Annotated in this window: 22 protein-coding genes; 9 read left to right on the top strand and 13 right to left on the bottom strand. The window is 58.2% G+C overall.

Going from position 1 to position 23,288, the window contains the following annotated elements:
- Positions 1–36: 36 nt before the first annotated feature.
- Genes ACMTNU_RS11600 through ACMTNU_RS11620 form a run of 5 tightly spaced genes read left to right on the top strand, consistent with a single transcriptional unit; the run spans position 37 to position 4,621 of the window.
- Positions 37–1,740: a GspE/PulE family protein gene (locus tag ACMTNU_RS11600; protein ID WP_413935418.1), complete on the top strand. Its 1,704-nt coding sequence runs from the start codon at positions 37–39 to the stop codon at positions 1,738–1,740.
- A 3-nt stretch (positions 1,741–1,743) separates the two neighbouring features.
- The gene (locus tag ACMTNU_RS11605; protein ID WP_413935419.1) at positions 1,744–2,712 is read left to right on the top strand and encodes a hypothetical protein; all 969 of its coding nucleotides are present in this window, start codon (positions 1,744–1,746) and stop codon (positions 2,710–2,712) included.
- A 7-nt stretch (positions 2,713–2,719) separates the two neighbouring features.
- Positions 2,720–3,379 carry a PilN domain-containing protein gene (locus tag ACMTNU_RS11610; protein WP_413935420.1) on the top strand — a complete coding sequence of 220 codons (660 nt, stop codon included), beginning with the start codon at positions 2,720–2,722 and terminating at the stop codon, positions 3,377–3,379.
- Complete coding sequence (gene pilO / locus ACMTNU_RS11615) at positions 3,366–3,959, top strand: type 4a pilus biogenesis protein PilO (protein WP_413935421.1); 594 nt, start codon at positions 3,366–3,368, stop codon at positions 3,957–3,959. Before ACMTNU_RS11610 ends, pilO begins: the two co-directional genes overlap by 14 nt.
- On the top strand, positions 3,959–4,621 hold the full coding sequence (locus ACMTNU_RS11620; protein ID WP_413935422.1) for a hypothetical protein: 663 nt from the start codon (positions 3,959–3,961) through the stop codon (positions 4,619–4,621). The genes pilO and ACMTNU_RS11620 overlap by 1 nt, the downstream gene beginning before the upstream one ends.
- An 86-nt stretch (positions 4,622–4,707) precedes the next feature.
- Here the strand turns inward: ACMTNU_RS11620 and ACMTNU_RS11625 are convergent, their stop codons facing one another.
- From ACMTNU_RS11625 to ACMTNU_RS11645, 5 genes are all read right to left on the bottom strand, one after another.
- Complete coding sequence (locus ACMTNU_RS11625; RefSeq protein WP_413935423.1) at positions 4,708–5,028, bottom strand: helix-turn-helix domain-containing protein; 321 nt, start codon at positions 5,026–5,028, stop codon at positions 4,708–4,710.
- Entirely contained in the window at positions 5,021–5,350 is a 330-nt protein-coding gene (locus ACMTNU_RS11630; RefSeq protein ID WP_413935424.1) for a type II toxin-antitoxin system RelE/ParE family toxin, read from the bottom strand. Before ACMTNU_RS11630 ends, ACMTNU_RS11625 begins: the two co-directional genes overlap by 8 nt.
- A 716-nt stretch (positions 5,351–6,066) precedes the next feature.
- Entirely contained in the window at positions 6,067–6,612 is a 546-nt protein-coding gene (locus ACMTNU_RS11635; protein WP_413935425.1) for a hypothetical protein, read from the bottom strand.
- Complete coding sequence (locus ACMTNU_RS11640) at positions 6,609–7,112, bottom strand: SBBP repeat-containing protein (RefSeq protein ID WP_413935426.1); 504 nt, start codon at positions 7,110–7,112, stop codon at positions 6,609–6,611. Before ACMTNU_RS11640 ends, ACMTNU_RS11635 begins: the two co-directional genes overlap by 4 nt.
- Entirely contained in the window at positions 7,085–8,842 is a 1,758-nt protein-coding gene (locus tag ACMTNU_RS11645; protein ID WP_413935427.1) for an SBBP repeat-containing protein, read from the bottom strand. Before ACMTNU_RS11645 ends, ACMTNU_RS11640 begins: the two co-directional genes overlap by 28 nt.
- 457 nt (positions 8,843–9,299) lie before the next feature.
- On the opposite strand from ACMTNU_RS11645, the gene ACMTNU_RS11650 reads away from it, so the two are divergent.
- On the top strand, positions 9,300–9,437 hold the full coding sequence (locus ACMTNU_RS11650) for a hypothetical protein (RefSeq protein WP_413935428.1): 138 nt from the start codon (positions 9,300–9,302) through the stop codon (positions 9,435–9,437).
- Positions 9,438–9,470: 33 nt separating this feature from the next.
- Here the strand turns inward: ACMTNU_RS11650 and ACMTNU_RS11655 are convergent, their stop codons facing one another.
- On the bottom strand, positions 9,471–11,255 hold the full coding sequence (locus tag ACMTNU_RS11655) for a glycoside hydrolase family 15 protein (protein WP_413935429.1): 1,785 nt from the start codon (positions 11,253–11,255) through the stop codon (positions 9,471–9,473).
- Positions 11,256–11,303: 48 nt separating this feature from the next.
- Here ACMTNU_RS11655 and ACMTNU_RS11660 point away from each other — a divergent pair, with 48 nt between their 5' ends.
- Both ACMTNU_RS11660 and otsB read left to right on the top strand, forming a co-directional pair.
- The gene (locus ACMTNU_RS11660) at positions 11,304–13,544 is read left to right on the top strand and encodes an alpha,alpha-trehalose-phosphate synthase (UDP-forming) (protein WP_413935430.1); all 2,241 of its coding nucleotides are present in this window, start codon (positions 11,304–11,306) and stop codon (positions 13,542–13,544) included.
- Positions 13,545–13,565: 21 nt separating this feature from the next.
- A complete protein-coding gene (gene otsB, locus ACMTNU_RS11665) occupies positions 13,566–14,399 on the top strand; it encodes a trehalose-phosphatase (protein WP_413935431.1) in 834 nt (277 codons plus the stop codon).
- A gap of 12 nt (positions 14,400–14,411) precedes the next feature.
- On the opposite strand, the gene ACMTNU_RS11670 is transcribed toward otsB, so the two are convergent.
- Positions 14,412–15,959: a spermidine synthase gene (locus ACMTNU_RS11670; RefSeq protein WP_413935432.1), complete on the bottom strand. Its 1,548-nt coding sequence runs from the start codon at positions 15,957–15,959 to the stop codon at positions 14,412–14,414.
- Between the two features lie 195 nt (positions 15,960–16,154).
- On the opposite strand from ACMTNU_RS11670, the gene ACMTNU_RS11675 reads away from it, so the two are divergent.
- Positions 16,155–17,474: a UDP-glucose dehydrogenase family protein gene (locus ACMTNU_RS11675; RefSeq protein WP_413935433.1), complete on the top strand. Its 1,320-nt coding sequence runs from the start codon at positions 16,155–16,157 to the stop codon at positions 17,472–17,474.
- A 120-nt stretch (positions 17,475–17,594) separates the two neighbouring features.
- Here the strand turns inward: ACMTNU_RS11675 and ACMTNU_RS11680 are convergent, their stop codons facing one another.
- From ACMTNU_RS11680 to ACMTNU_RS11705, 6 genes are all read right to left on the bottom strand, one after another.
- Positions 17,595–18,302 (bottom strand): HEAT repeat domain-containing protein, encoded by a 708-nt coding sequence (locus tag ACMTNU_RS11680; RefSeq protein WP_413935434.1) that lies wholly within the window; start codon positions 18,300–18,302, stop codon positions 17,595–17,597.
- Positions 18,303–18,336: 34 nt separating this feature from the next.
- Complete coding sequence (locus ACMTNU_RS11685; RefSeq protein WP_413935435.1) at positions 18,337–19,101, bottom strand: HEAT repeat domain-containing protein; 765 nt, start codon at positions 19,099–19,101, stop codon at positions 18,337–18,339.
- Positions 19,094–20,131 (bottom strand): HEAT repeat domain-containing protein, encoded by a 1,038-nt coding sequence (locus ACMTNU_RS11690; protein WP_413935436.1) that lies wholly within the window; start codon positions 20,129–20,131, stop codon positions 19,094–19,096. Before ACMTNU_RS11690 ends, ACMTNU_RS11685 begins: the two co-directional genes overlap by 8 nt.
- A gap of 68 nt (positions 20,132–20,199) precedes the next feature.
- A complete protein-coding gene (locus ACMTNU_RS11695) occupies positions 20,200–21,297 on the bottom strand; it encodes a HEAT repeat domain-containing protein (protein ID WP_413935437.1) in 1,098 nt (365 codons plus the stop codon).
- Positions 21,298–21,468: 171 nt separating this feature from the next.
- Entirely contained in the window at positions 21,469–22,824 is a 1,356-nt protein-coding gene (locus ACMTNU_RS11700; RefSeq protein WP_413935438.1) for a HEAT repeat domain-containing protein, read from the bottom strand.
- The gene (locus tag ACMTNU_RS11705; RefSeq protein WP_413935439.1) at positions 22,817–23,284 is read right to left on the bottom strand and encodes a hypothetical protein; all 468 of its coding nucleotides are present in this window, start codon (positions 23,282–23,284) and stop codon (positions 22,817–22,819) included. The genes ACMTNU_RS11700 and ACMTNU_RS11705 overlap by 8 nt, the downstream gene beginning before the upstream one ends.
- Between the last annotated feature and the right edge of the window lie 4 nt (positions 23,285–23,288).

A 23,288-nucleotide genomic window follows, 5' to 3' on the forward strand; every position in this document is an offset into this window, starting at 1 on the left:
GGTTGATGACGGACAACAGCGCGTCTCTCACGATCTATGACTACCTTGACGACCATACTACGACGTCGCGATCTGCTCACGGCACAGCAGCTCGACGAACTGTCCATGCGAGCGCAGGGTTCACCGCGCAAGTTGGCCCGTTTGATCGCTGAGGAGAAACTGCTGTCAGAGGCTAGCCTGGCGGAAGTGTTGGCCGAACAGACTGGGGCGCCGTACCGCTCGCTGGAGGACTATCGCGTCAATTTCGATGCCTTTCCCACCATCCCTGTGGACTGGATGCGGCAACATGCGTTTGTCCCGTTGGACGACCGCGATGGCGTGCTCACGATTGCGGTCTCGGACCCGACCGACCTCACCACGTTGGACTTGCTCGATCGCTTGTTGGAACGAGACCTCTTGGTCTGTGTCGCGCCGCCGGGTGCCATCGCCGAGGCGCTCCAGGAAAGTGAACGGAATAGTCAGGTCGTCGCCCGTATCACGGAGGAATTCCGTCCTGCCCTCATCCATGAAAACGAGAAGGGCGAAGAGGTGCTCTCCCGCGAAAAGATCAGCCAGGATGAGAGCCCGATTGTTCGGTTGGTGGACACGATCGTGATGAATGCCTTGCAGAAACGGGCGAGCGACATTCACATCGAGCCGGCCGATGGAGTCACCGAAGTCAAGAACCGTATCGACGGGGTCCTCTATCTGGCCATGGAGCCGCTCGACCTTCGGTTTCATAACCCACTCGTGTCTCGGATCAAAGTCATGTCGGAACTCGACATCGCTGAGCGTCGGGTGCCGCAGGACGGCCGCTTCAAGCTACGGATTGAGCAACGCACGATCGACTTTCGCGTTTCTATCATTCCCAGTGTCTATGGCGAATCGGTCGTTATTCGTATCTTGGCGAAGGAAGAATTTACGGCAGCCAACAAAGGACTGCACCTGGACTCGCTGGGGTTGAAGCCGGAGGATTTGGCGCGATTTCGCCGGGCGATCACGGCCTCCTACGGGATGGTGTTGGTGACCGGTCCGACGGGGAGCGGCAAGACGACTACCCTCTATGCGGCCCTCAATGAAGTGAACACCAAAGAAGACAAGGTGCTCACGATCGAAGATCCCGTGGAGTATCAGTTGAAGGGCGTGGTGCAGATTCCAGTGAACGAGAAAAAGGGCCTGACCTTTGCCAAGGGGCTCCGGTCAATCTTGCGACACGATCCCGATAAGATCATGGTGGGCGAAATTCGCGATGCTGAAACGGCACAGATTGCCATCCAGTCGGCTCTGACCGGCCACCTCGTCTTTACCACGGTTCATGCGAACAATGCGTTCGATGTGATTGGGCGCTTCGTGAACATGGGGATTGAACCCTATAACTTCGTGGCGTCCTTGAACTGCATCATGGCGCAACGCCTTGTCCGGAAACTCTGTGCGTCCTGTAAGGTGCCGATTTCAGTCAGCCCAGAGCACTGTGCGCAGCTCGGATTTGACCCAACCCTCTTCGTGGGCACCGTCCTCTATGGGGATAAGGGTTGCGTGGACTGTCACGGGTTGGGGTTTCGAGGGCGCCATGCGATTACGGAATTTCTCCCGGTCACGGACCGGATCAAAGATCTCATCCTGGAGAAGAAGCCCCCATCTGAGATTCGTCAGGCCGCCCTCGATGCCGGAATGACGAGTCTGCGCGACGCCGGCATTGCCAAGATTCTGGCAGGGGAGACCACGATGAAAGAAGTCAACCGCATGACGTTTTTGGGGTGAGTCATGATTCGCTCTCTCTTTCCCATTCATCGCCCCCGGCTCGGCCTCAGCTTCCGGGCTCACGGGCTTGATCTCGTCGAAGTCCGTCGTCGGTGGAGACAGCCTCCGATCGTGGTGCGCGTCGCGAGTCGAGCCATACCCGCTGGTGTGCTGACTCCCTCGGCGACGACTCCGAACATGCCTGATCCCGCTGCTGTCGCTCAGGAAGTCGAGGCGCTGCTTGAGGGGGTACGCGATCGAACCGTGGCGGTCGATCTTCCGATGGCCTGCGGGACGCCGGTGCTCCTACACTTTGAGACCTTTCCCACGTCGCAGACGGAACAAGAGGCGCTGCTGCGCTGGCGACTTCGTCAAGAGGAACACCTCACGGCACCGGATCTGACCCTGCACTGGCATGCTGTGTCTGAGGGGAAGTCATCCTCGACCGCACGGTCGGTTCTCCTGGTCGCCATTCGGCAGAGTATTCTCGACCAATACCATCGAGTCTGTGAGGAGGCCGATCTTGTCCCGGTCTCGATCGGGTGGTCTACGATTCATCTCTTGAGTCTGGCCCGGTCTGCCTTCTCTCGCATGCAGGAGGAGATAGTTGTGGCCCATCGAAGCGCCGAGGCCTTGATCGTGCTGGCTCTTCGGCAGGGACGGCCGGTGGGCCTCCGGGTCAAACCGGTGCGGCGAGCCTGCATGGATCTGAAGACCGAGCTGATTCAGACGGTGCAGTATTTGGTAATGGAAGAGGCGCCAACCCAGCAGGCGCTTGCTCGCACGACGCCCGTATACCTCGTGGAGGAAGGGGATTCCGCGTCAGCGTCATCGGGACCACATGACCAGACGGAGATCTGGACCCTGTCCCACGACCCGCCTTGGACTGTTCCGGTGCATCGAGCGAGGTGGGCGACCGCACCGATCGTGAGCACCGTGGCCGCTCCTGTTCATCCACCTTTCGCCGCGCTGGCGGGCATCCTAGCCGCATGAGGACAGCATGATACTCCCCGCAGTGGGTCCTCGGGCCTCCGCTCCAGTCGAGATGTCACCTGTTCGGCTCTCGGTTGTGCCGCGCATGGTGCGTGTCGCCCGTGGAATTCAATGGGGATTGTTGAGCCTCACGATCGGGGGCGGCCTCTTCACCGGCTGGATGTGGTGGGATCGTCATGCGCTGAACGAGGAGGCGGACCGGTATACAGCTGCCGCGGAGCGCACCGACTCCATCAATCGCCAATTCACGGCGCAGCTCGAGCAGGAACGGCTCACGTTGTCGGCTCAGCAGATGGCGGACATCCGGGAAGAGGTCGTGTCCATCAACCAGCTCGCTGAGAAGCGAGGGTTTTCCTGGACCCAGCTGCTGCATGATCTAGAAGAGGCGCTCCCGGCGGGCACCTCAATCGGTAAGATTCAGCGGGATGTGAAACAGGCCACCATCAGGATCGATGGCCGTGCCACGGGCATGACGGCCCTGAATACGCTGATGTCCACCTTGCAATCGCATTCGGCCTTCCGCCAGCCCGTCCTCCATCACCACAAGTTTGCCGACTCGCATCGGGCCGATGGAGGAGAGGAGCCTGAACGCGGTGGCATCGAATTTTCGTTGACCGTGCAGTATGGAGGGCTTTCAGACAAGTCACAGGCCGATGACGCTTCCTAAGCTCAGCACAATCCAGCTGCCGAAAGTCATGATGCGGCGACTCGTGCCGCTGGCCGCGCTGACCCTCCTGTCTGTGGTTGGCGCCCTGCTGACGTATGTGTATGCGCTACGTCCGGCTGAGGAGCGGGTACGTCTGGCTGAACAAGCCTATCAACAGGCCAAACAGGTTCAGGCAGATCTCCAGCGAGCGAAGGCGCAGCAAGTGAAGGCTCATGCCGCGCAGCGGCAGCTGGAGGTGGAGCGGAAAGCCCTGCCCACGCAGGAGGAGTTTACTCCGCTCGCCCTCGCGCTCTCTGAGCTGGCCAAGCGAGAACGGGTTCGGATTCCTGGGATGGGCTATGACATCAAGAAGCCGGAGGGGTCCAGACCGGTAAAAGCCACCATCACCTTTCGGGCGAGCGGGGATTATGCCGCCATCTATCGGTTTCTCAATCGTCTGGAAACGGCCGAGTCGTATCTCGTGATCGAACGGTTGGATGTTGCGAGTGAACAGAAAGCACACACTTCGGCGACACGCGTCGTCGTGAATATTGCCGTAGCGACATATCTGCGGCAAACCGCACGACCGGGAAGTATCTGATGACGCCACGGATCAAATGGCCTGCACTGGGCGCACTCGTCATGCTTTGGATGGGCCTGGTCTATATCTACGTGATCGACGTGCCTCCTCCGGTGGAAATCCCCTTGAAGTACCAATCGGGGCAGACCGCCGCGAAATCTACACAGACCAGTACAACGGACACCTGGGAGGTCAAGTCGCTGAAGGCTCAGGCACGGGAACTGCCGGTCACACCGTCGCGAAATATCTTCACCGCTGCGAGCCTTGCCGGTGTGTCGGATCCCCACGGCACTCGAATCGCCCGGCAGAAGAAGCCATCGAATTCCAGCAACGCCGTTCCGTCCACGCCGACCGCTCCGCCACCCACCCCGGAAGAACTTGCGCGACAACAAGAAGCGCTCGCGGCCCAAGCGGCTCAGGAACAAGAGCGACTCCGTCGTCAGCAACTCCAGGAACAACTGGGACAGTATCGCTACCTCGGGTACGTCAATCAGAACGGGGTGCAGAAGGCCTTTCTGGGCAAGGGGCGCGAGCTCTATATCCTCCAGCAGGGAGACACCCTGGAAGGCAAGTTCCAGGTCACGCTCATCGAAGCGACGACTGTGAAGCTGCTTGAGGCCGATTCAAACCTGGAAATGGTTTTGAAGCTCAAAAAGGAGGAGTCGTCTGTGGCGGGGACATAAGGCGGTTGCAACTCAAGTTGAGTTTTCCATACAAGCGAAACTATATGGCGAATCCGACAGGATGGGCCCCTGCCCGAAGATGGGGTTTATGCAGAACGACGTTCTCGGGACAACCGCTTGGACTTGGGATGCTCTAATTCGACGCGGACCGGACGCCCAAGCGCTGCGGCCATGTTCACCAGTGCATCCAATGAAAAGCGAGAGATCCGTCCACGAAGAAGATCATTGATCCGCGGTTGCGTGACTCCACATTTGGTGCCCGCGTCTATTTGAGTCCACCCGTTCGCTTTAATGACATCAGTGATCTGCCGCATAAGACCAGCGCGCGCACGCAAATTCGCCGCCTGTTCGGGTGTATCGGCCAAGGCATCCCACACACTCTTGAAACTGTGAGTCGTCTTAGTCATATTTCACTCTCCTGAGTTCAGCATACCGCATTCTTGCCAACTCGATGTCGCGCTCGCTCGTGGCTCGTGTTCTCTTCTGAAACGCATGCAGCACGTAGACGGCTTCAGCGAATCGGGCTATGTAGAGCACGCGATAGGTACCAGCGTCACCCCACAACCGTAGTTCTTCGACACCCTTCCCAACCGACGGCATCGATTTGAAATTGGTCGGTTGCTTGCCGTGCTGCACTCGCTCCAGTTGGTACCCTGCATCATGCCGAGCGTCCTCCGGAAACTGTCGGAGGCACTCCAACGAGTTTCCGAGGAAGCGCAGCGGGTTCACGGCTCAATTATACCAATCTGGATATACGACGACAAGCCTAGGAGGATGTGGTCACGGGGGCTCAAGGGCATCGAGTTAGGTATCATGCGGCAAGCACTGTCCCCTGGATTGTAAAGGTGAGAGAGGGGCCAATAGAGGCTATCAACGATGGGTTGAGCGCCTCGCCTCCACCAAACAGAGCTCGCTCGGCCCGGAGCCCTTACGATGGTTCCGGGCGACGGGATGAAACACCTCAAGTGGTTTCTCTGATCCAACTTCGTGCGTACCGCGCGCTCTTCATCCCTTTATCCTAATGGACGCGGGCAGATAAACACCTCCAGTAGTTTCACTTCTTTTTCAAACCTCGCTTGCGCGTACCGGTGCCTCTCTTATCTATAGCTTTATGGTGATCAACGGCGCCGGATAAACCCCTGCAGTGATTCCCTACTACTTTCTAGACCAAGCTCCCTCGACCCGGATCCATTCGATGGCTCTGGGCGACAGGGAAAAACGCCTCCAGTGATTCCGTCCTAGCCGCGCACCTCCTTATTCTATTGCAGTACGCTCTGGAGATATGAGGTTCAGAAGTCAGGGGCTTTGATGGCAGGGCTGCCTCGGCGGCAGCCCTGCTGATGCACGGACTGCGCACATCGCCTACGGAACGGTCGAGTCGTAGAGCTGGCCGTCGTCGATCGCGGTCGGTGCGCACCGAGGCGGCACGGGCCTGAATCACCGCATCAGGGCTCGTGTGGCCGTCGCCCGTGCTCGTGACCGGTTCGTCCTGAGTCACGCCGGTCACGGTGATCGTCACCGAATCTCCCTCCGGATCGGTCACCCCCATGATGGCGATGATGGTGATCGGAACCAACGATCGTTGAGTCGTAGAGTTGGCCGTCGTCGATCGCGGTCGTCCCCTTGTGCAGGCTATGGGGCACGCCGACCGTGACGGCGCCACTACAGGAACTGCCCTGGCCGTCATCGGCGGTAAACGCAATGTGATAGACGCGGCCGTTGCCGTGTCCAGCTCGTTCGGCGCGCACCGAGGCGGCCCCAGTTTGAATCACCGCATCAGGGCTGGTGTGGCCGTCGCCCGTGCCGTTGACCGGCTCGTCCTGAGTCACGCCGGTCACGGTGATCGTCACCGACTTCCCATCCGGATCGGTCACGCCGATGATCGCGATCGGGACCAACTGATGGTTGGGCGCCCAGAGCACGGCGGGATTGGCTTGGGCCGCGCCACAGACGGGAGGCTGGTTGGTCCCCGAGGCACTGAGTTTGGTCACGAACGCATCCCCGTCCCCCCCCCGGGAGCGGGCTGACTCGCCTGGAGGGTGGGAAAGTCTCCGGAGAAAGTCGTGCCGGTCACATAGGCCTGGCCGCTCCCATCCACCGCGATACCAAACCCCCGATCTTCATGACTGCCGCCCAGGTAAGTGGAGGAGGCCAGGGCGCCCAAAGCCGTGAATTTGGTCATGAACGCATTCTTGAAGCCTCTGAGCGCGGGCTGGCTCGCCTGGAGGGTGGGAAAGTCAAAAGAGGTAGTAATGCCGGTCACATAGGCCTGGCCGCTTCCGTCCACCGCGATCCCATACCCTTCGTCGCCACCACTGCCGCCCAGGTAGGTGGAGTAGGCCAGGGCGCCCAGGGCCGTGAATTTGGTTACGAAGGCATCGCCGATTTCGAAGTGGCCTACTCCTCCGAAAGCGGGCTGGAACGCCTGGAGCGTGGGAAAGTCCAGGGAGAGAGTGATGCCGGTCACATAGGCCTGGCCGCTCCCGTCCACCGCGATCCCACCCCCCCATCGACATTACTGCCGCCCAGGTAGGTGGAGTAGGCTAGAGCGCCCGCGGCCGTGAATTTGGTCACGAACGCATCGCCGTTCCCCCCCCCGGGATCGGGCTGACTCGCCTGGAGGGTGGGAAAGTCCCCGGAGTCAGTGATGCCGGTCACATAGGCCTGGCCGCTCCCGTCCACCGCGATCCCAACTGTGAAAACAAACGCTTCCTCGTTGGCACTGCCGCCCAGGTAGGTGGAGTAGGCCAGGGCGCCCGCGGCCGTGAATTTGGTCACGAACATATCCCCGCGGCCTCCTCCAAAATCGGGCTGGCTCGCCTGGAGGGTGGGAAAGTCAAAAGAGGTAGTAATGCCGGTCACATAGGCCTGGCCGCTTCCGTCCACCGCGATCCCATACCCTTCGTCGCCATCACTGCCGCCCAGGTAGGTGGAGTAGGCCAGGGCGCCCGTGGCCGTGAATTTGGTCACGAATGCATCGGGGGCCTCTGCCCCTCCAAGAGCGGGCTGACTCGCCTGGAGGGTGGGAAAGTCCCTGGATTGAGTGACACCGGTCACATAGGCCTGGCCGCTCCCATCCACCGCGATACCAAACCCCCGATCTTCATGACTGCCGCCCAGGTAGGTGGAGTAGAGCAGGACGCCCGTGGCCGTGAATTTGGTCACGAATGCATCGGGGGCCTCTGCCCCTCCAAGAGCGGGCTGACTCGCCTGGAGGGTGGGAAAGTCCCTGGATTGAGTGACACCGGTCACATAGGCCTGGCCGCTCCCGTCCACTGCGATCCCAGCCCCCCCATCGTTATCACTGCCGCCCAGGTAGGTGGAGTAGAGCACGACCGGATCGATGACGAGGGGTTTGGTGCGATCATAGGCCGCGAGCTGGATGCCGATGTGGGGAAGGGCCGAGTAACGAGTGCTGAGGACTGAGGGGTTGGACGAGGACCGCAAGTGGGCGGCCTTCTGCTCGACGAGGTAGTGCCCGGCGACGAGCGTCTTGTGCCCATCCGGATCGAGTTGATAGACGAGCGGCTTCTGGACCCGCACCTCGCCCACTGCGGTCGCGAGGAGGAGATCCCCGCTGTCCGCCACCTGGATGTCGGAGGCCCCTTCGAAGGCCAGTTTGATCTGATCCGGATCGGCCCCCGGCGCCACGATGAAGTCGTACTCCACGGTGCCCTGGTTCCCGTAATAGGCGAGATCGATGCCGGGATAGACCTCCTGGTACTGGACCTTCGCATAGGTGGGAATGTTGGTCCGCCACTTGGCCGGGTCATTGCCGATGAAGTAGTTGACGATCCCCGGCAGGGGTTCCGTGCCGTCCAGGGCCGGCGTGGGATTCGCGCCGTCCAATGTCATCCGCACAACCGCCTGCCTGCTCGTCGGCGGCTCCGGCCTGGCGGTGGGCTTCCCGCGCTTCCGCTGAGCCGGTCCCCTGGTCGGTTCCCGCTGTTGCAGCACCAGGACCGATTCGGATGGGGTGAGAAAGAGGCGGTAGCCGGGGCCTCGCGCCAGGAACCGGACCTGTTCCTCCCACTGGCCCTGATTGGCTTCGAATTGAAGCGGCAGCTTTCCATAGCCCGCCTGCACAGTGGCGATGGATGGTGGGGAAGTGGCCGTCCCTTCCATCGTGTCAGCCCACAGCGGGGCGACTGGGATGACGTTCACGACAATGGTGAACATGCAGCGGCTCACCCATGGCATCACGAGTTTCATCGTCTTCATGGCCTGCGTTCTCCTTGATGGACCAACACCATAATTTCTTCTCCCAACCTCGGGTCTATCGCGATTGTCCCCTCATGCTGACGAGGGGACAATTGCAATGGAGAGGCCAGCACTTCCACGCCACCGATCGCTGATAAGATGGCCTACTGGAAGAGGTTCAGGGTTGGAGTGGCCGCGCTGGTGTAGCCCTCTGCAACAACATCGAGGGACCGGGTGTTGCGCTTTTCCCCTCCACATCTGAACGTCTCCGCTATAGTCCCGTAGATACCTATGCCAGCGAGCGCGAGTCCTCGGATGGTCGTGCCCTACGGCATGCCGACAGAATCCGAGAGAGGTTAGGCTGAGAGCTTGGTATCGCGAGTGGCAGAGGCATGAAACCGAAGGGCATGCATTGGCGCACAATGCTGGCCGCGGTTCAGCATACACATCGAAGCGTCGGCCTGTCCGATTGATGTAGATGGAGCACTTCAAGACGGAAGCCGAGGCGGTCAAGCGAGAGCGTCAGTTGAAACGATGGAATGCAGCGAAAAAGCGAAGCCTGATTAGTGGTGATATTCAGACGCTCAAGCGCCTGAGTAAACGCTATCGGGCCTGATGAGAGTAGAGAAATTCACCAATGGTTTTGCCCCTACAGCACATCGCTCCAGGGGGGACTGATTGCGAAGGCGGCGTTGATCAGGCCGACGTGGGAGTAGGCTTGGGGGAAGTTCCCGAGCTGGGTTCGGGTCTCCGGCACAAAGTGCTCGGCAACGAGTCCGACGCTGTTGGCCCCGGCGAGGCACTGATTCATGATGTGCTTGGCTTCCGGCAAGCGACCGAGTTTCGCCAAGGCTTGAACGACCCAGAACGAGCAAATCACAAAACTCGCCTGAGGTTTGCCGAAGTCATCTTGCCGCAGGTACCGATAGAAAAACCCGGTCTCTTTTCCTCCCTGCCGAAGGGCGAGGGCCTGCTTGATCTGAGAGACTGTGGTGTCGCAGACCTCTCGATCAGGAAATCCGACAATCGCCAATTGCGCTAAGGAGGCATCGTAACTGTCGTCTTTGGGGCCGTTCCGTAACGCCTTGTCCTTCATCGCTCGAAGCAGGGCGTTGGCTGCTCTGGTCCGTGCCGCGTCGAGATTAATCGTTAACTCGCGGAGAAATCCGGCCTGCTGGATGCGGTAAGCACGATCGAGGCCGGCCCAGCACATGAGGTTCGTGAAGGAATGTTCCTGCCAGCCGTTCCGAATCTCCCAGAGTCCGGCATCCGGTTCGGAGATGCTCCGTTCGCACAGGCGGATCAAGTTCGCGACCAGCGCTTCGTGATCCCTCGTGCGAAGGTCATAAAAGCGGTTGTCGAAAAAGATCGGCGCCAGCGTCAGAAGCATCTCACCGTAGACGTCGTTTTGCACATGCTCGGCCGCCTGATTATGGCTGCGTACCGGTCCGCTTCCCAGAAAGCCCTGCCAGTTGGAATGCTCGGTTTCCGGGAGGGGGAGATCTTGGCTGAGCGTGTAGACCGGTGCGAGCCGATCATGTGATTGTTCACGGGCATAACAGACGTTCAGCAAAAACTTCAGGAACCCTTCCATTTCCTCAAAATGCCCCAAGTTATAGAAGGCCGAGAGTGAAAAATGCGCGTCGCGCAGCCAACAGTACCGATAGTCCCAGTTCCGCGGGCCGCCTGGTTCTTCAGGGAGGCTGGTGGTCAGGGCCGCAAGGATCGCGCCGGTGTCTTCATAGCAGTGGAGTTTGAGCGCGAGGGCCGAGCGGATGACTTCCTCCTGATAGAGGACTGGAATCGAGCAATGTTTGACCCAAATCCGCCAATATTTAATAGTCTGGTCCAGAAATTCGTGGCTGACTTTAACAAGGTCGTCCTCGATTCCGATTCCCCAAGTCAGCGCGAAGTACATTTTTGACGTCAGTGCGACCGGCGTTTCTTGGCAGAGATAGGTGAGCGGCATGTCGGTCAGGAGCCGCAAGTATTCACCGCGTATGTCGTACCGGAAGTGACTATTGCCGCGAACGAATCGCACGGGTGTCTTGTCCCATCCGGAGACCGGCTTGCAACAGACACGAATGGAGGGGGTGCCGCTGAGCGGCTCAACGATTCGGAAGAGGGCGGTCGGCCGATAGACACGGCCGTATTGTAGAAAACGAGGACAAAAGTCGGTGATTTGGTACGCGTCTCCGTTCGGGAGGGAGATGGTCGTGACCAAGATATTGGTGTTCGGGAGATAGTGTTGCTTGGAGGTCGTTTCCGATAGAGGAACAGACGGGTGGATCGAAAAATGGCCCCCTTCTTGGTCCAGGATCTTCCCAAAAACAGGGGGGCTATCGGGCCTCGGTAGGCAGAGCCAGTCGATCGATCCGTGGGTACTGATCAGCGCGGAAATCTGGCAATTACCGATGAGGCCGAACTGGTACACAACATGACCATATTTGATTTCTAGGTGAAAGTAAACTAACTTGTTTCCATGAGGCTCTTCGCGCTTTCACTGAGGTTTGTTCTCCCTTTGGTGATCGTGTTGGCCGTGATCGCCTATGGGGTGGTCCCGGTCGTGGACTCGCTTGAACTCAAATGGTTTATACGCGACCTCGATATGCGGTCCAAGCTGATGGTCAATACCATGGAGGGACCGCTGGCCGATCTGCTGATCTCCAATTCAAAGGGTAAGATCTCCGCTTATTTTACCCGCATCATTCAGGACGAGCGATTATACGCTCTGGGATTTTGTGACCTCGGAGATCGTCTTCTCTATCAGACCCAGGCATTTCCACAGGACGTTACTTGTCAGGAGACGCTGAGTCTTGCAGCAAATTTTTCCCTTGTACGGTCCTTCAGCAGCGGGCCGATGCATATCACATCGGCCTCCATCGAATCGAACGGACGTCGGCTCGGGCGGCTCCTCTTGCTCCACGATATGCGGTTCATCCAACAGCGGAGCAGTGATACGAAACTCTACGTCTTTTATTTATTTGCGGCCCTCACGGCAATCATCTCACTGGTGACATTGCTCGTCGCCCACTTCAGCTGGAAGGAGTGGGTGGCCGGGGTGCGTGCAATGGTCAAGGGGGAGCGGCTCTTGACTCCACTGACGCAGGAGCAACATGCGCCGGAACTTCAGCCGCTGGCGAAAGACTTACGCTCGTTGGTGGAGGCGCTCGAGACCGATCGTCGGATGCGGGATGAGAGCCAGATTTCATGGACGCCGGCCAGCCTCAAGTCGATTCTTCATGAGCAACTTGCCGGCGATCAGGTACTGATTGTCTCTAATCGACAGCCCTACGCTCATTTCTGGCAAGGGCAAAGCATTGCAGTGCAGGTGCCGGCGAGTGGGTTGGTGTCGGCCCTCGAGCCGGTGATGCGTGCCTGCTCCGGTATCTGGGTCGCACATGGGAACGGATCCGCAGACCGGGACGTCGTGGACGAGCGACACCGTGTCAGTGTGCCGCCTTCGAATCCCTCGTATCAGATTCGTCGTGTCTGGCTCACTGCAGAGGAAGAGGCTGGGTACTACTATGGATTTTCCAATGAGGGATTGTGGCCGCTCTGCCACATCGCTCATGTCCGGCCCACTTTCCGGTCGTCAGATTGGAAACATTACGTGGCCGTCAATGAACGGTTTGCCCAGGCCGTGTATGAGGAAGCGACAACCGATAATCCGGTCGTGCTTGTGCAGGACTACCACTTTGCCCTCCTTCCGAAACTCATCCGAGACCGTTTACCGACTGCCACGATCATTATGTTTTGGCACATCCCCTGGCCGAACGCGGAAAGTTTCGGGATTTGTCCCTGGCGCGAAGAAATCCTGGAGGGGCTCCTGGGGAGCAGCATTCTGGGGTTCCATACCAGGGTGCATTGCAATAATTTCATCGATAGTGTCGATCGTATCCTTGAGGCTCGGATCGATCGGAACAGCTCCACGGTGTCGTATGGAGGGAAACTGACCGCGGTCAACCCCTATCCGATCTCCATTGAGTGGCCTTCGCAATGGATTCGTGATCAACGGCCTGTCCAGGAATGCCGGGCCAGGCTGAGAGAGGCGTACGGGATGCCGGAGGATCGCCTCATCGGCCTTGGGGTCGAACGGTTGGATTACACGAAGGGCATCCTCGAGCGGTTCATGGCGGTGGAACGCCTGATGGAACTCCAGCCGGAATGGATCGGGAAGTTTACCTTTGTCCAGATCGCCGCTCCGAGCAGATCCGTCATCGAACAGTACCATCATTTTACCAGCCAAGTCTCTGCGTTGGCCGAGCAGATCAATAAACGCTTTGGTCATAGCGGCTATGAGCCGATCTGCCTCCGCATTCAGCACCATGAACCGGCTCAAGTCTATGAGTGTTACCGTGGAGCAGATCTGTGTGTCGTGAGTAGTCTCCATGATGGGATGAATCTCGTCGCGAAGGAGTTTGTCGGTGCCCGGGACGATGAGCAAGGGGTGCTGATTCTCAGTCAGTTCACTGGGGCCGCTCGGGAGCTGACGGAAGCGCTGGTGATCAATCCCTATGACATCGATCAGTTTGCCGCGGCGCTCCATCTTGGCCTGACGATGCCGAAGGTGGAGCAACGGGCCAGGATGCAGAGCATGCGTGGACTGATCCAAGAGTTCAATGTCTATCGGTGGGCGGGCCGGATGCTCATCGATGCCGCTCGCATGCGGCAAAAAGAACGAGTCATGAAACAGGTCCGACGACCGAGTTTATTGAGCTGATCGAAAGGTATCACCGGTATCATGGATTATCTCTTGACGGAAACAGGCAAGTTGGAGTTGGAGAATCTTGTGAAGGGGAGGTCGCTCTACGCATTTGATTTTGACGGCACCCTGGCGAAGATCGTTCGAGAGCATCATGCGGCCAGGCTGTCACGTCCCATCCGATTCTGGCTTGAAAAGCTTGCCCAGAGAGCCCCTGCTGCAATTATCTCCGGACGGTCCGTCGAAGATCTGCAATCGCGGGTGGGAACGGTCGTGCCTCACTTGATCGGCAACCATGGCTCAGAAGGTCCTCATACGCGGGAAGAGGATCGGCAACAAGTACGCGAGACCTGTCGGGCCTGGTTGCAGTCGGTTACCGACCGGTTTCACGACGAACTGGCGCACTGCGGGGTGTCCATTGAGGATAAGTCCTATTCGCTCTCCTTTCACTATCGAACCGTCGAACATCGAGAGGAGGCGCGGGTGCTGATCACTCGAGTGATTGGAGCGTTGTCTCCATCTCCGCGTATCGTTCTCGGGAAATCCGTCGTCAATGTGATGCCGCCGACGGCTTCACATAAAGGGACGGCATTACTGGAGTACATGCGTCGGCTTGATTGTTCCCTGGCGCTCTATGTGGGGGATGACGAAACCGATGAAGATGTCTTTGCGCTACAAGATTCCCGCATCCTGACGGTGAGGGTCGGCAAGAAGAACGGGTCGTCTGCTCGTTATTTTCTGAAAAGACAGGTAGAAATCACCGCGGTACTTCGCTTCCTGGTCGAGGGCGGTACTCACGGCCTTCATACTTGGAGCGGGTGTCATGACCAGGGAGTTTCCAGGCCTGCACAGCGCCCCAACGAGCCGGTCTAGCGAAACCCATCCTCATTCGACCAATTGCGATCGCTCTCGTCCAAGCAGCAGATCATATGGGGCGAAATCGTCACTTAGTACTACACCCTGAGGCCAGGGATCGGTCCGGCGCGTATTCAAGAGCGCGATTGTTTCCATCGGCAATTGCTGGTTCATGGCCGCCTCGGTAATCTTCGAAAGGGTCTGATCTGCCGAGGCCTGTTCAATGAAACGGCCTCCAAAGAACACCAAGTTCTTCGCGGGAGACATGCCTGTCTTCCACGGTCCTTCCACCGCAAAGCTCTCCAAGGCTGGAAAGGCCTGTTTCATCGTCTGCACGACCGCGGACGCGCGGGCGAGATCCCCTTCTTTTCCGGACGAGGCCAGGTTGACTGCAACAATACCGTCTGGATTCAGGTGTGCCCGTACCAGCGCATAGAACTCCGCTGTGGTCAGATGAAACGGGATCATGTCTCGGGCGAAGGCGTCAATCCACATGAGATCGTACATCTGATCCGTCGCGTTCAGAAAGGCTCGACCGTCTTTCACAACGACATGGTGATTGGCCGGAGGGTGGTACTCAAAATACTGTTCGGCCATGCGGACCACCACCGGATCGAACTCCACGATATCCAGCTCCAATGCGGGCCATCGTTGTGCCAACCACTTCGCTATTGAACCGCCCCCATGACCGATGATCAGGCCGCGTTTTGGTTCGGACACCAATGCCAGCGACGCGACCATCATTTGGCTGTACGGAAGAAAGAGAGAAACCGGTTCGACTTTCCACATGGTGGCGTGAAATGTCCGGTCCAAGACGAGATAGCGGAACAGCGCATCCTCACGAATGCGGACTTGCTGGTACGGACTTTCCTCTTGATGGATGGGGGCTCTGAGTCGTTGAATGGGGTGGAGAGCCAGCATCCCTAGCAGTGCGATGCACCCAACTGCAATCAGCGGGACGAGGGGGCGAGTAGGTGTTCCTCTCATCAGCCAGAGAACCCCAAGTCCGACCTGGATGCCGCCCAACCAGGCAAGGAGCGATTGGCTTCCGAGCCACGACAACAGGAAGAAGGCGGTTCCCCAGGTGCCGGCCAGACTCCCCACGGTCGAGAGGGCGATCATGCGGCCTGTCTGTCGGCCGAGGTGATTCATGTCGGCCACGGCCAATCGTAACATGGCCGGTAAGACACCGCTGAGGCCGAATGCGGGGGGAGCAAGAAGGACGGTCGCGGCGAGACAGGGGCCCCACCGGGGGTCCTGCACCAGCTTTTCGATCTCGAAGAGCATAGGCTGGTTCGTCCATGCGACGAGAAATGTCCATCCTCCGGAAAACAGTAATAAAGCCGCCAGGACCCGTCCGCTGGTATACCGATCGGAGACCCATCCGCCGAACGCATAGCCGCTGCTCATCGCGGCGAGAATCACGCCGATCAACGCGCCCCACACAAACAATGAACTGCCGAACACAGGAGCCAGCAGCCGACTTCCCAAAATTTCCAACGCCATGACGACCGCTCCGGTGATGAGGGCAGTGCCGAGCAAGAACCAGCGTGGAATGTGAGGCGGATGAAGCGTCATCGATTGGACGGGAGTCTGAGAGCCCTTCTCCTGAGTTGAGTTGGAAGCGGCGTCGGATTGTACTCACCGTATTTTGCGAGAGTCAACGAAGGTCGACGGGCATTCAGCCGCGGGCCGATCCTAGAATTCATTGCTCGAAGCGGTTCAGATTGTTATACTTTTGAACAAATTCTTTAGGGCGAAGGAGGACGGGGCATGCACATTAGTGTGATCGGAACCGGCTACGTTGGACTGGTGACGGGGGCTTGTTTTGCTGAGTTTGGGGTGAATGTCACCTGCATGGATAACGACAGCCGAAGGATCGAGAAGCTTAAGAAGGGGGAAATCCCGTTTTTTGAGCCAGGGGTGGCGGAACTTGTTGCGAAGGGGAGTAAGGAAGGCCGGTTGAATTTTACGACGGATATTGCTCAGGCTGTGGACAAGGCGCTGGCGATTTTCATCGCCGTGGGCACTCCACCAAGCTCGGATGGTAGCGCCGACTTGTCGTTCGTCAAAGAAGTGGGGAGAGGCATTGCTCTCCATATGAACAGTTACAAAGTGATTGTCACCAAGTCAACGGTGCCGGTAGGAACCGGCGAAGCGATTCGTGAAGTCGTGAAAAAAAATCAGAAAACGCCGATCCGGTTCGACATGGTCTCGAATCCGGAATTTCTTCGAGAGGGATCGGCCATTGAGGATTTCATGCGACCGAATCGCGTGGTTATCGGCGCAGATAGTGATCAAGCGGTCGCTATTATGAAGGATCTCTATCGGCCGCTCTACCTGATTGAAACACCGATCGTCGTGACTGATGTGCCGACGGCCGAATTGATCAAATATGCCTCCAATGCGTTTCTGGCGACGAAGATTTCGTTCATCAACGAGATCGCCAATCTGTGCGAGCGGGTTGGTGCCAACGTTCAATTGGTGGCGAAGGGTATGGGATTGGATCATCGCATCGGGTCCAAGTTTCTCCATGCAGGTCCCGGCTTTGGAGGGTCGTGCTTCCCGAAAGATTTGGCAGCGCTCATTCAAACCGGCGAACGTAATGGTTATCCCATGCAGATTGCCTCCGCGGCTTCGCATGTCAACGATATCCAACGTGGGCGGATGGTCGAAAAGATTCGGGATGCCGTCGGCGGATTGAAAGGGAAAACATTGGCGTTCCTCGGCCTGTCGTTCAAACCCAACACAAACGATCTCCGGGAAGCCCCGGCGTTGGCGATCGGGCGAGAACTTGTGGGTGAAGGTGCAACCATTCGTGCCTATGATCCAGAAGCGCTCACGGAGGCCTGTCAGATGATGCCGGAACTTAAACCCTGCCAGGATGCTTACCATGCGGCAGAAGGCGCGGATGCGCTGGTGATCATGACCGAGTGGAATGTCTTCAGAAATCTTGATTTCGAAAAGCTGAAGTCCACCATGCGTGTGCCCCTCTTGATCGATCTGAGGAACGTCTATGACCCTGAGCGAGTGACTTCTGCAGGCTTTAGGCATGTGTCGGTGGGACGAGCAGCCTACAGCCCGAAGGGGTAGGGGCTGTAGGGATTGCGTGAGAGCTATTGAGATACAATGCTCGTGGCAGTAAGAAGCAGCCGCAGTATCCTAAGCGGATATCTTGTCGTGGCCTTGCAGGAGGAGGCCTGCATCCGCTGACTAGATCAGCCGTGGCAACTCGGCCTTGGGGGCTGCCTCTTTCGTTTTTGGTTTATAGCCCATCCGATCCAGCACTTTCATAATCCTCGTCTTGAGTCGATCGTCGGCATCGGCTAATGCAGTTGCCAGCGGTTCCACTGCCGGCTTGCCGATCTTTCGTAAGATTTCGGTTGCCGATTGACGAATCTCGTCTTCCTCCGATACCAGGAGAGGAATCAATGAAGGAACCGATGGGCCTCCAAGCTTGATAAGCGAATCATAGGCTCGTTGCCGGACATCACCGACCTCGTCGGTTAATGCGGCTACGAGTGGCTCCACGGCGCGAGAATCTTTTAACTCACCCAACACCTCTGCGGCGTATTTCCGGTTCAGCCAGTGCGAATCTTTCAGGTCGAGCAACATGGCATCGGCTCGGGCGGTATTCGGATCTTTCGGACGGATTTTGAAGCTCTTTGCGACCCGCTTGCCGCCTTCTTCCACGACACGGATGGTGGCGCCGTCGCCGGCCTTAATTTTTTTTAGGTCCTCCAGCGCTTCTTCCGCCACATCCAGCAGGACCGTCTTGCCGTCGTAGGCCAGGAGTTCGACCTCCAGCTGTCGGCTTTCCGGGTTGACGGCGACGACTCGCTCGGTCACTAAGTTAAACCCGTCTTTTTTCTCTCCGCCTTTCGGTGCAATCTGAATCAACTTGGGGGCTTCATCTGCCATGAGAATCTATCCTCTATAAGTGGTGTAAAAGAGTTTACGGTTCCGGCTTCCAACCGAGGCTGGACAATACCGCCTCAACGGTTTCTTGGACCATGGTGTTTTCATCTTCACGCAATGGTAGTAAGGGCTGAATGGCTTCTGTTGCGCCGAGCCGAGCAAGCGATTCAGCGGCATTGCGCCGGACGAGCCAATCTTCGTCGCGCAGCGAGTCGATCAAGGGGCCGACGCCGCGGCGATCACCGATCTTGCCCAATGCCTCCGCTGCGTGGCGGCGCACCATCCAATTGGACCCGAGCAGTCCGTCGATCAGGGCTTCGACTGCGCGCACGTCGCCGACCTTCTTCAGGACTCGGGCTGCATCCTCCCGGAGGGTACTGTCCATGAGGGCATCGATCAAGCCGGGGACCGCCTGTGAATCGCCGATCCGCTCGAGCGCCCACACTGCTGCTGTTCGCACTGCCCCGTCACGGTCCTTGATCGCCTTGACCAGCGGTTCAACCGCGCGCCGGTCCCGTAATTTTCCGAGTGCTGATGCGGCCTGTTCCCGGATTGCCCAGGAGTCATCTTGGAGGGCTTCAATCATCGGTTCCACAACAGGCGGGCCCATGCGTACGACGGCGCTGGTCGCCGCTTCTCGAATGACCACGTCCTCATCGGCCATCAACTCAATCAGCCGGGGCAACGCGTCCTGGCCGGTTTGTCCGAGACTCGCGATCGCGTGATCACGTAAGGCTTCGTTCTCGTCGTAGAGCGCATGAATCAGTTGATCGATGCGATCGGATGGAGGTTGTTCAGTCATGCTCACTGTCCTCTTCTTGCGTCTGATTTTCCATGGCCATGATGGCCTCAAGCTTATCGGCGATCAGGCCGGCATTGTAGGCCACCAGGCCGTCGCGATCCGTCCGGAGTTGGTCAAAGATGTCTTTGTACGGTCTCAAGACTCCCACGTCCTTGATTTTGGCCAAGGCTTCCATCGCATAGACGCGGAGCGGGCGGATGGGAATGGCATCGAGATAGAGCTGGGTTGGACGGGAATCCCCGATCAACCCCAACGCTTTGATCGCCAACTCCTTCACACCGGTATCCTTGTCCCGTTCGAGTCGTTTCATTAGTGGGATGACGGCCCGGACATCTCCGATTTTCCCCAGGAGGTCTGCGGCCGCTTCGCGCACGAGCCAATCATCGTCTTCGAGATATTCGATCAGGATTTCCACGCTGGGCCGTCCGATCCCCAGAAGATCGATGACGGTTGCCATCCGTGCTTCTTCTCGCTCACTGGCCCCTTCGATGTCGCGCAGCACATTGAATGTTGCATCGATACGTTCTCGGATGGCACTCAGCTTCTTCAACGTGCCGACAGCGATTTCTCGAACAGCCGGTTGTCCCATCGCATCGATAAAAGCATCGATAGAACGGGGATCGAGCAATTGATCGAGCATCAGTGCCGCTGCAATTTGCGCTTCAACATTGGGGTGTTTGAGCAGGTCGCACAAGGGCAGCACGGCAGTCGGAATCGCGCCGATCAGGTGTGTTAGGACCTGCCTTGTCGGGCCTTCCGGTGTATGTGGTAACAAGGCAACCAACGCCCGTGCGGTATCCACATCAAGCACGCCCGCCATCTGTTCAAGGGCCGCCGCTGCAGCGTTGCGGACGGCGTCCTCGTCGAGTTCGAGCAGTTCGACCAGGGCGACTCCGGCTCGTGGATCCTTGATGCGAGCCAACATCGCTGCCGCCTCCTTCTTCAGCTCGGTAGGACCGGTTCGCAGTGCGTCCATGAGCGCCTGGACCGATCGTGGTCCTCCCGCTACACAGGCTGCCGTGGCCCGCATGCGGCGCCAGTCCTCTTCGTGGACGAGTTCGGAGACTAGTGTTTCGATGGTTTCTTTTGACATTGTGTTCAGAGCCGGCTGATGGAGATCTGACGCGGTCTCCATCCCACGAGCGTCAAGGTCTCACGAACGTGGAACCGGAGGTTTTCGTCCGTTGAATCATTCAATAGTGAAATGAGAACCGGAACGACCTTCGATCCGAATTTGGCCAATGAGGCGGCCGCCTCTGCACGGGTATGGGTGGGACTCAGGGCCGCGACGAGTGAAGGAATAGCCCTATCATCCCCGATCAATCCCAAGGCCCGCACGGCGGCCCCTTGTGTGATCAGCTCCTCATTCCAGTGATCCCCACAGCCGACTGCTGTCCTGGTGGATTCCGGAGGTTTGGCGCCTGTGACGACATCGATCAAAACGGGCACGGCGCAGGGATTGCCGATACGTCCGAGCGCCTCGACCGCCACGGTCCGTAACCCTGGTTCACGCATGGCCACGCATACATGATCCACAGCTTGGGCATCACCGATTTCGCCTAACGCCCGCACGGCATCCTCGCGAACAGCTGAATCACGATCGTTGAACAGGACCGAGAGCAGCGGTTCAACCGCACGAGGGGATCGAGCCTTGCCGAGAGATTCCACTGCATGCAATCGAACGAGCCAGTCGTCGTGTTTCAACGCCTGCACTAAGCATGGAATCGCTGCGTCACCGATGGCCGCCAGGGCTGTCGCTGATTCCTCACGAACCGCCTTGACTCTATCTTGGAGGAGCGGGATTAGGGCCTCGACGGTATCTGCGCTCTTTACGCGGCCCAAGGCCTGAGCCGCGTGCATCCGAACGATCCAATCGTTGCTTCTCAGTGCCGATAAGAGGGGAGTGATTACTCGCTCATCCGCAACGGTCGCCAGGATGGCCGAGGCGGCTTCTTGAACGGCTAAATCGTTCTCGGTCAGACAGGCGCCGAGTGCTTCCACTGCCGGAACTCCGATCGCGCGGAGTGCTTCCATTGCTGCCTCTCGCACGGAACGATCTTGGTCTCGAAGGAGGGACACGAGAGGAGTGACCGCACGCGGATCTTTGAGCTGGCCAAGCAAACGTGCTGCTTCTTCACGGATCGCCCAATCCTCGTCCCGGAGCGCGGCCATCTGTTCTGCAACCTCGTCGACCATGTTGCATTCTCTCAGGATATGGGGAAAAACCGCCCGTGTTGTTCTCGCGTCGCGATCATGTGCGTGCAGCCTATCTTGAGAAACGTCCTTCGCGTACGAGATGCGAGATGCGAACACCGAGATACGAGAGTGCGGCCTTGCACGAAGGAGTATGGTATTCGTCGGACTGCATCAGACGGTGTCACCGGATGGTCCAAACCGTCCGGTCTGTCCCAATGGCCGATCGATGCGCAGGTTGTCGGCTTGGCTGGAACTGATTTCTACTTCCTCATCGGATGGAGTCCATCCAAGCGTTTCCAAGGTTTCGAGCACAATCTGCTTGAGGGCATCTTTGGCCGTCAGGCGAACTGAGGCGTACGACAGGACGCGTTCCTTCTCCGCCTCAACCTCAGAAGCCTTGGGGTCATAGAGAAAGGCGATGAGCGGTTCGATCGCGGCATCTCCGATGACGGTCAGCGCAGCGGCGGCCTTTTCACGCAAGACTCCGTCTTTCAGCAACATGATCAGATCTGGAATCACGCGTGGGTCACGAAACTGCCCCAGCGCAGTCGCCGCCGCTTCTTTGATGAACGCATCCTCACTGACGATGCATCCGGGTGTCGGTGAGCCTTCCTGCTTGATCCCTTTGCCTTTTAAAGCATTCAGTACGGCCGGGAGCGCTCGTGGATCGCCGATCATCCCGAGTGATGCGATGGCATGGCGTTTCACGGCCCCGTCTTTCATCGCATCGATCAGCGCATCGATTGCCCGTGGATCGCCGATCATGCCGAGCGCGATCGTGGCATCTTCACGAACGGCTCGATCCGGGTCTTTCAATGCTGTGATGAGGGCCTCAACTACTTTGGCGTCACGGACCCAGGTTCGGCCGATTTGATAGTCCGTCGTCATCCCACCCAATGCCCGGGCTGCGTGACAGCGGACCACGAAATCCTTGTCGTTGAGGCTATCAATCAGCGGATCAACCGATGGTTGTCCAATGTACACCAGCGCGGTTCCGGCGGTTTCTCTGACGATTTTTGATGAGTCTCTGAACAGTTTGATCAATGCTGGAACGGCCTTCGGGTCTGCGATTCGACCAAGGGCCTCGGCCACAGCACTCTTGACGGCTCCATCGCGGTCGCGACAAGAGACAATCAGTGCATCAACGGCTCGAGGATCCTTCATTTTGCCGGCGGCTTTGGCGGCATGTTCTCGAACTCGCCAGCGTTCGTCCTTCAATGCCGTCACCACACGATCAATGGCAGGCGAGCCTATCTTGGCCATGGCCTCAACCGTCTGGTCTCGCACTTCCATGATCGGGTCATTGAACAGGTTGATCAGGGCTTCAATCGCTTTGGGACCACCAATTTTTGAGATGCCACAAGCGGCATGCGCACGAACAGACCAGTAGTCATCGCTGCAGGCGACGAGTAGAGCCTCTAAGGTTGAGGGATCACCCAGGTCGGCAAGGGTCTTCGCCGCCTCTTCACGAGTGGCGTCGTCCACGTCCTCAAGTGCGTCCAATAGGGTATCGAGTACGTTAGCCATTGTTTGGTTTCTGGTCGTAATAGGGGTCAGGTTGCCCGCCGTGGGGGTAGGTGCGTTTGCACAACACGATCAAAGTTTGGGTCCCACGACCTTGCACACACTGGTCCAAGACGGGTGAGTAATCGATGGTACCGTTCATGCCGACGGTAAAGGAAAAATCGAAGGTGAAACTGATGAATTTGTATTTGCCGGGCCTGAGTGACAGGTCACGACGCTCAGATGTCTTCGGGGCGTCGAGTGACTCCGGGTCGGAATTCCAGATTGAGGGCGTAACGCCGGGTATTTGCCACCATGACATGGGGACTAACTTGGTCGCATCAATGGTGATCTGGTGTTCATGGAGATGGGAGGCCGGGCGATCTCCGGCGAAGCTTCCCTCAGCGAACACCATCGTCAGCAGGCCTATGACGGTGATGCGAAGCGACAAGGACCGGTGTTTCATCGCAATATCGAAATTCATACAG

The organism is Nitrospira sp. BLG_1 (genome assembly GCF_047338595.1).
Taxonomy (GTDB): domain Bacteria; phylum Nitrospirota; class Nitrospiria; order Nitrospirales; family Nitrospiraceae; genus Nitrospira_D.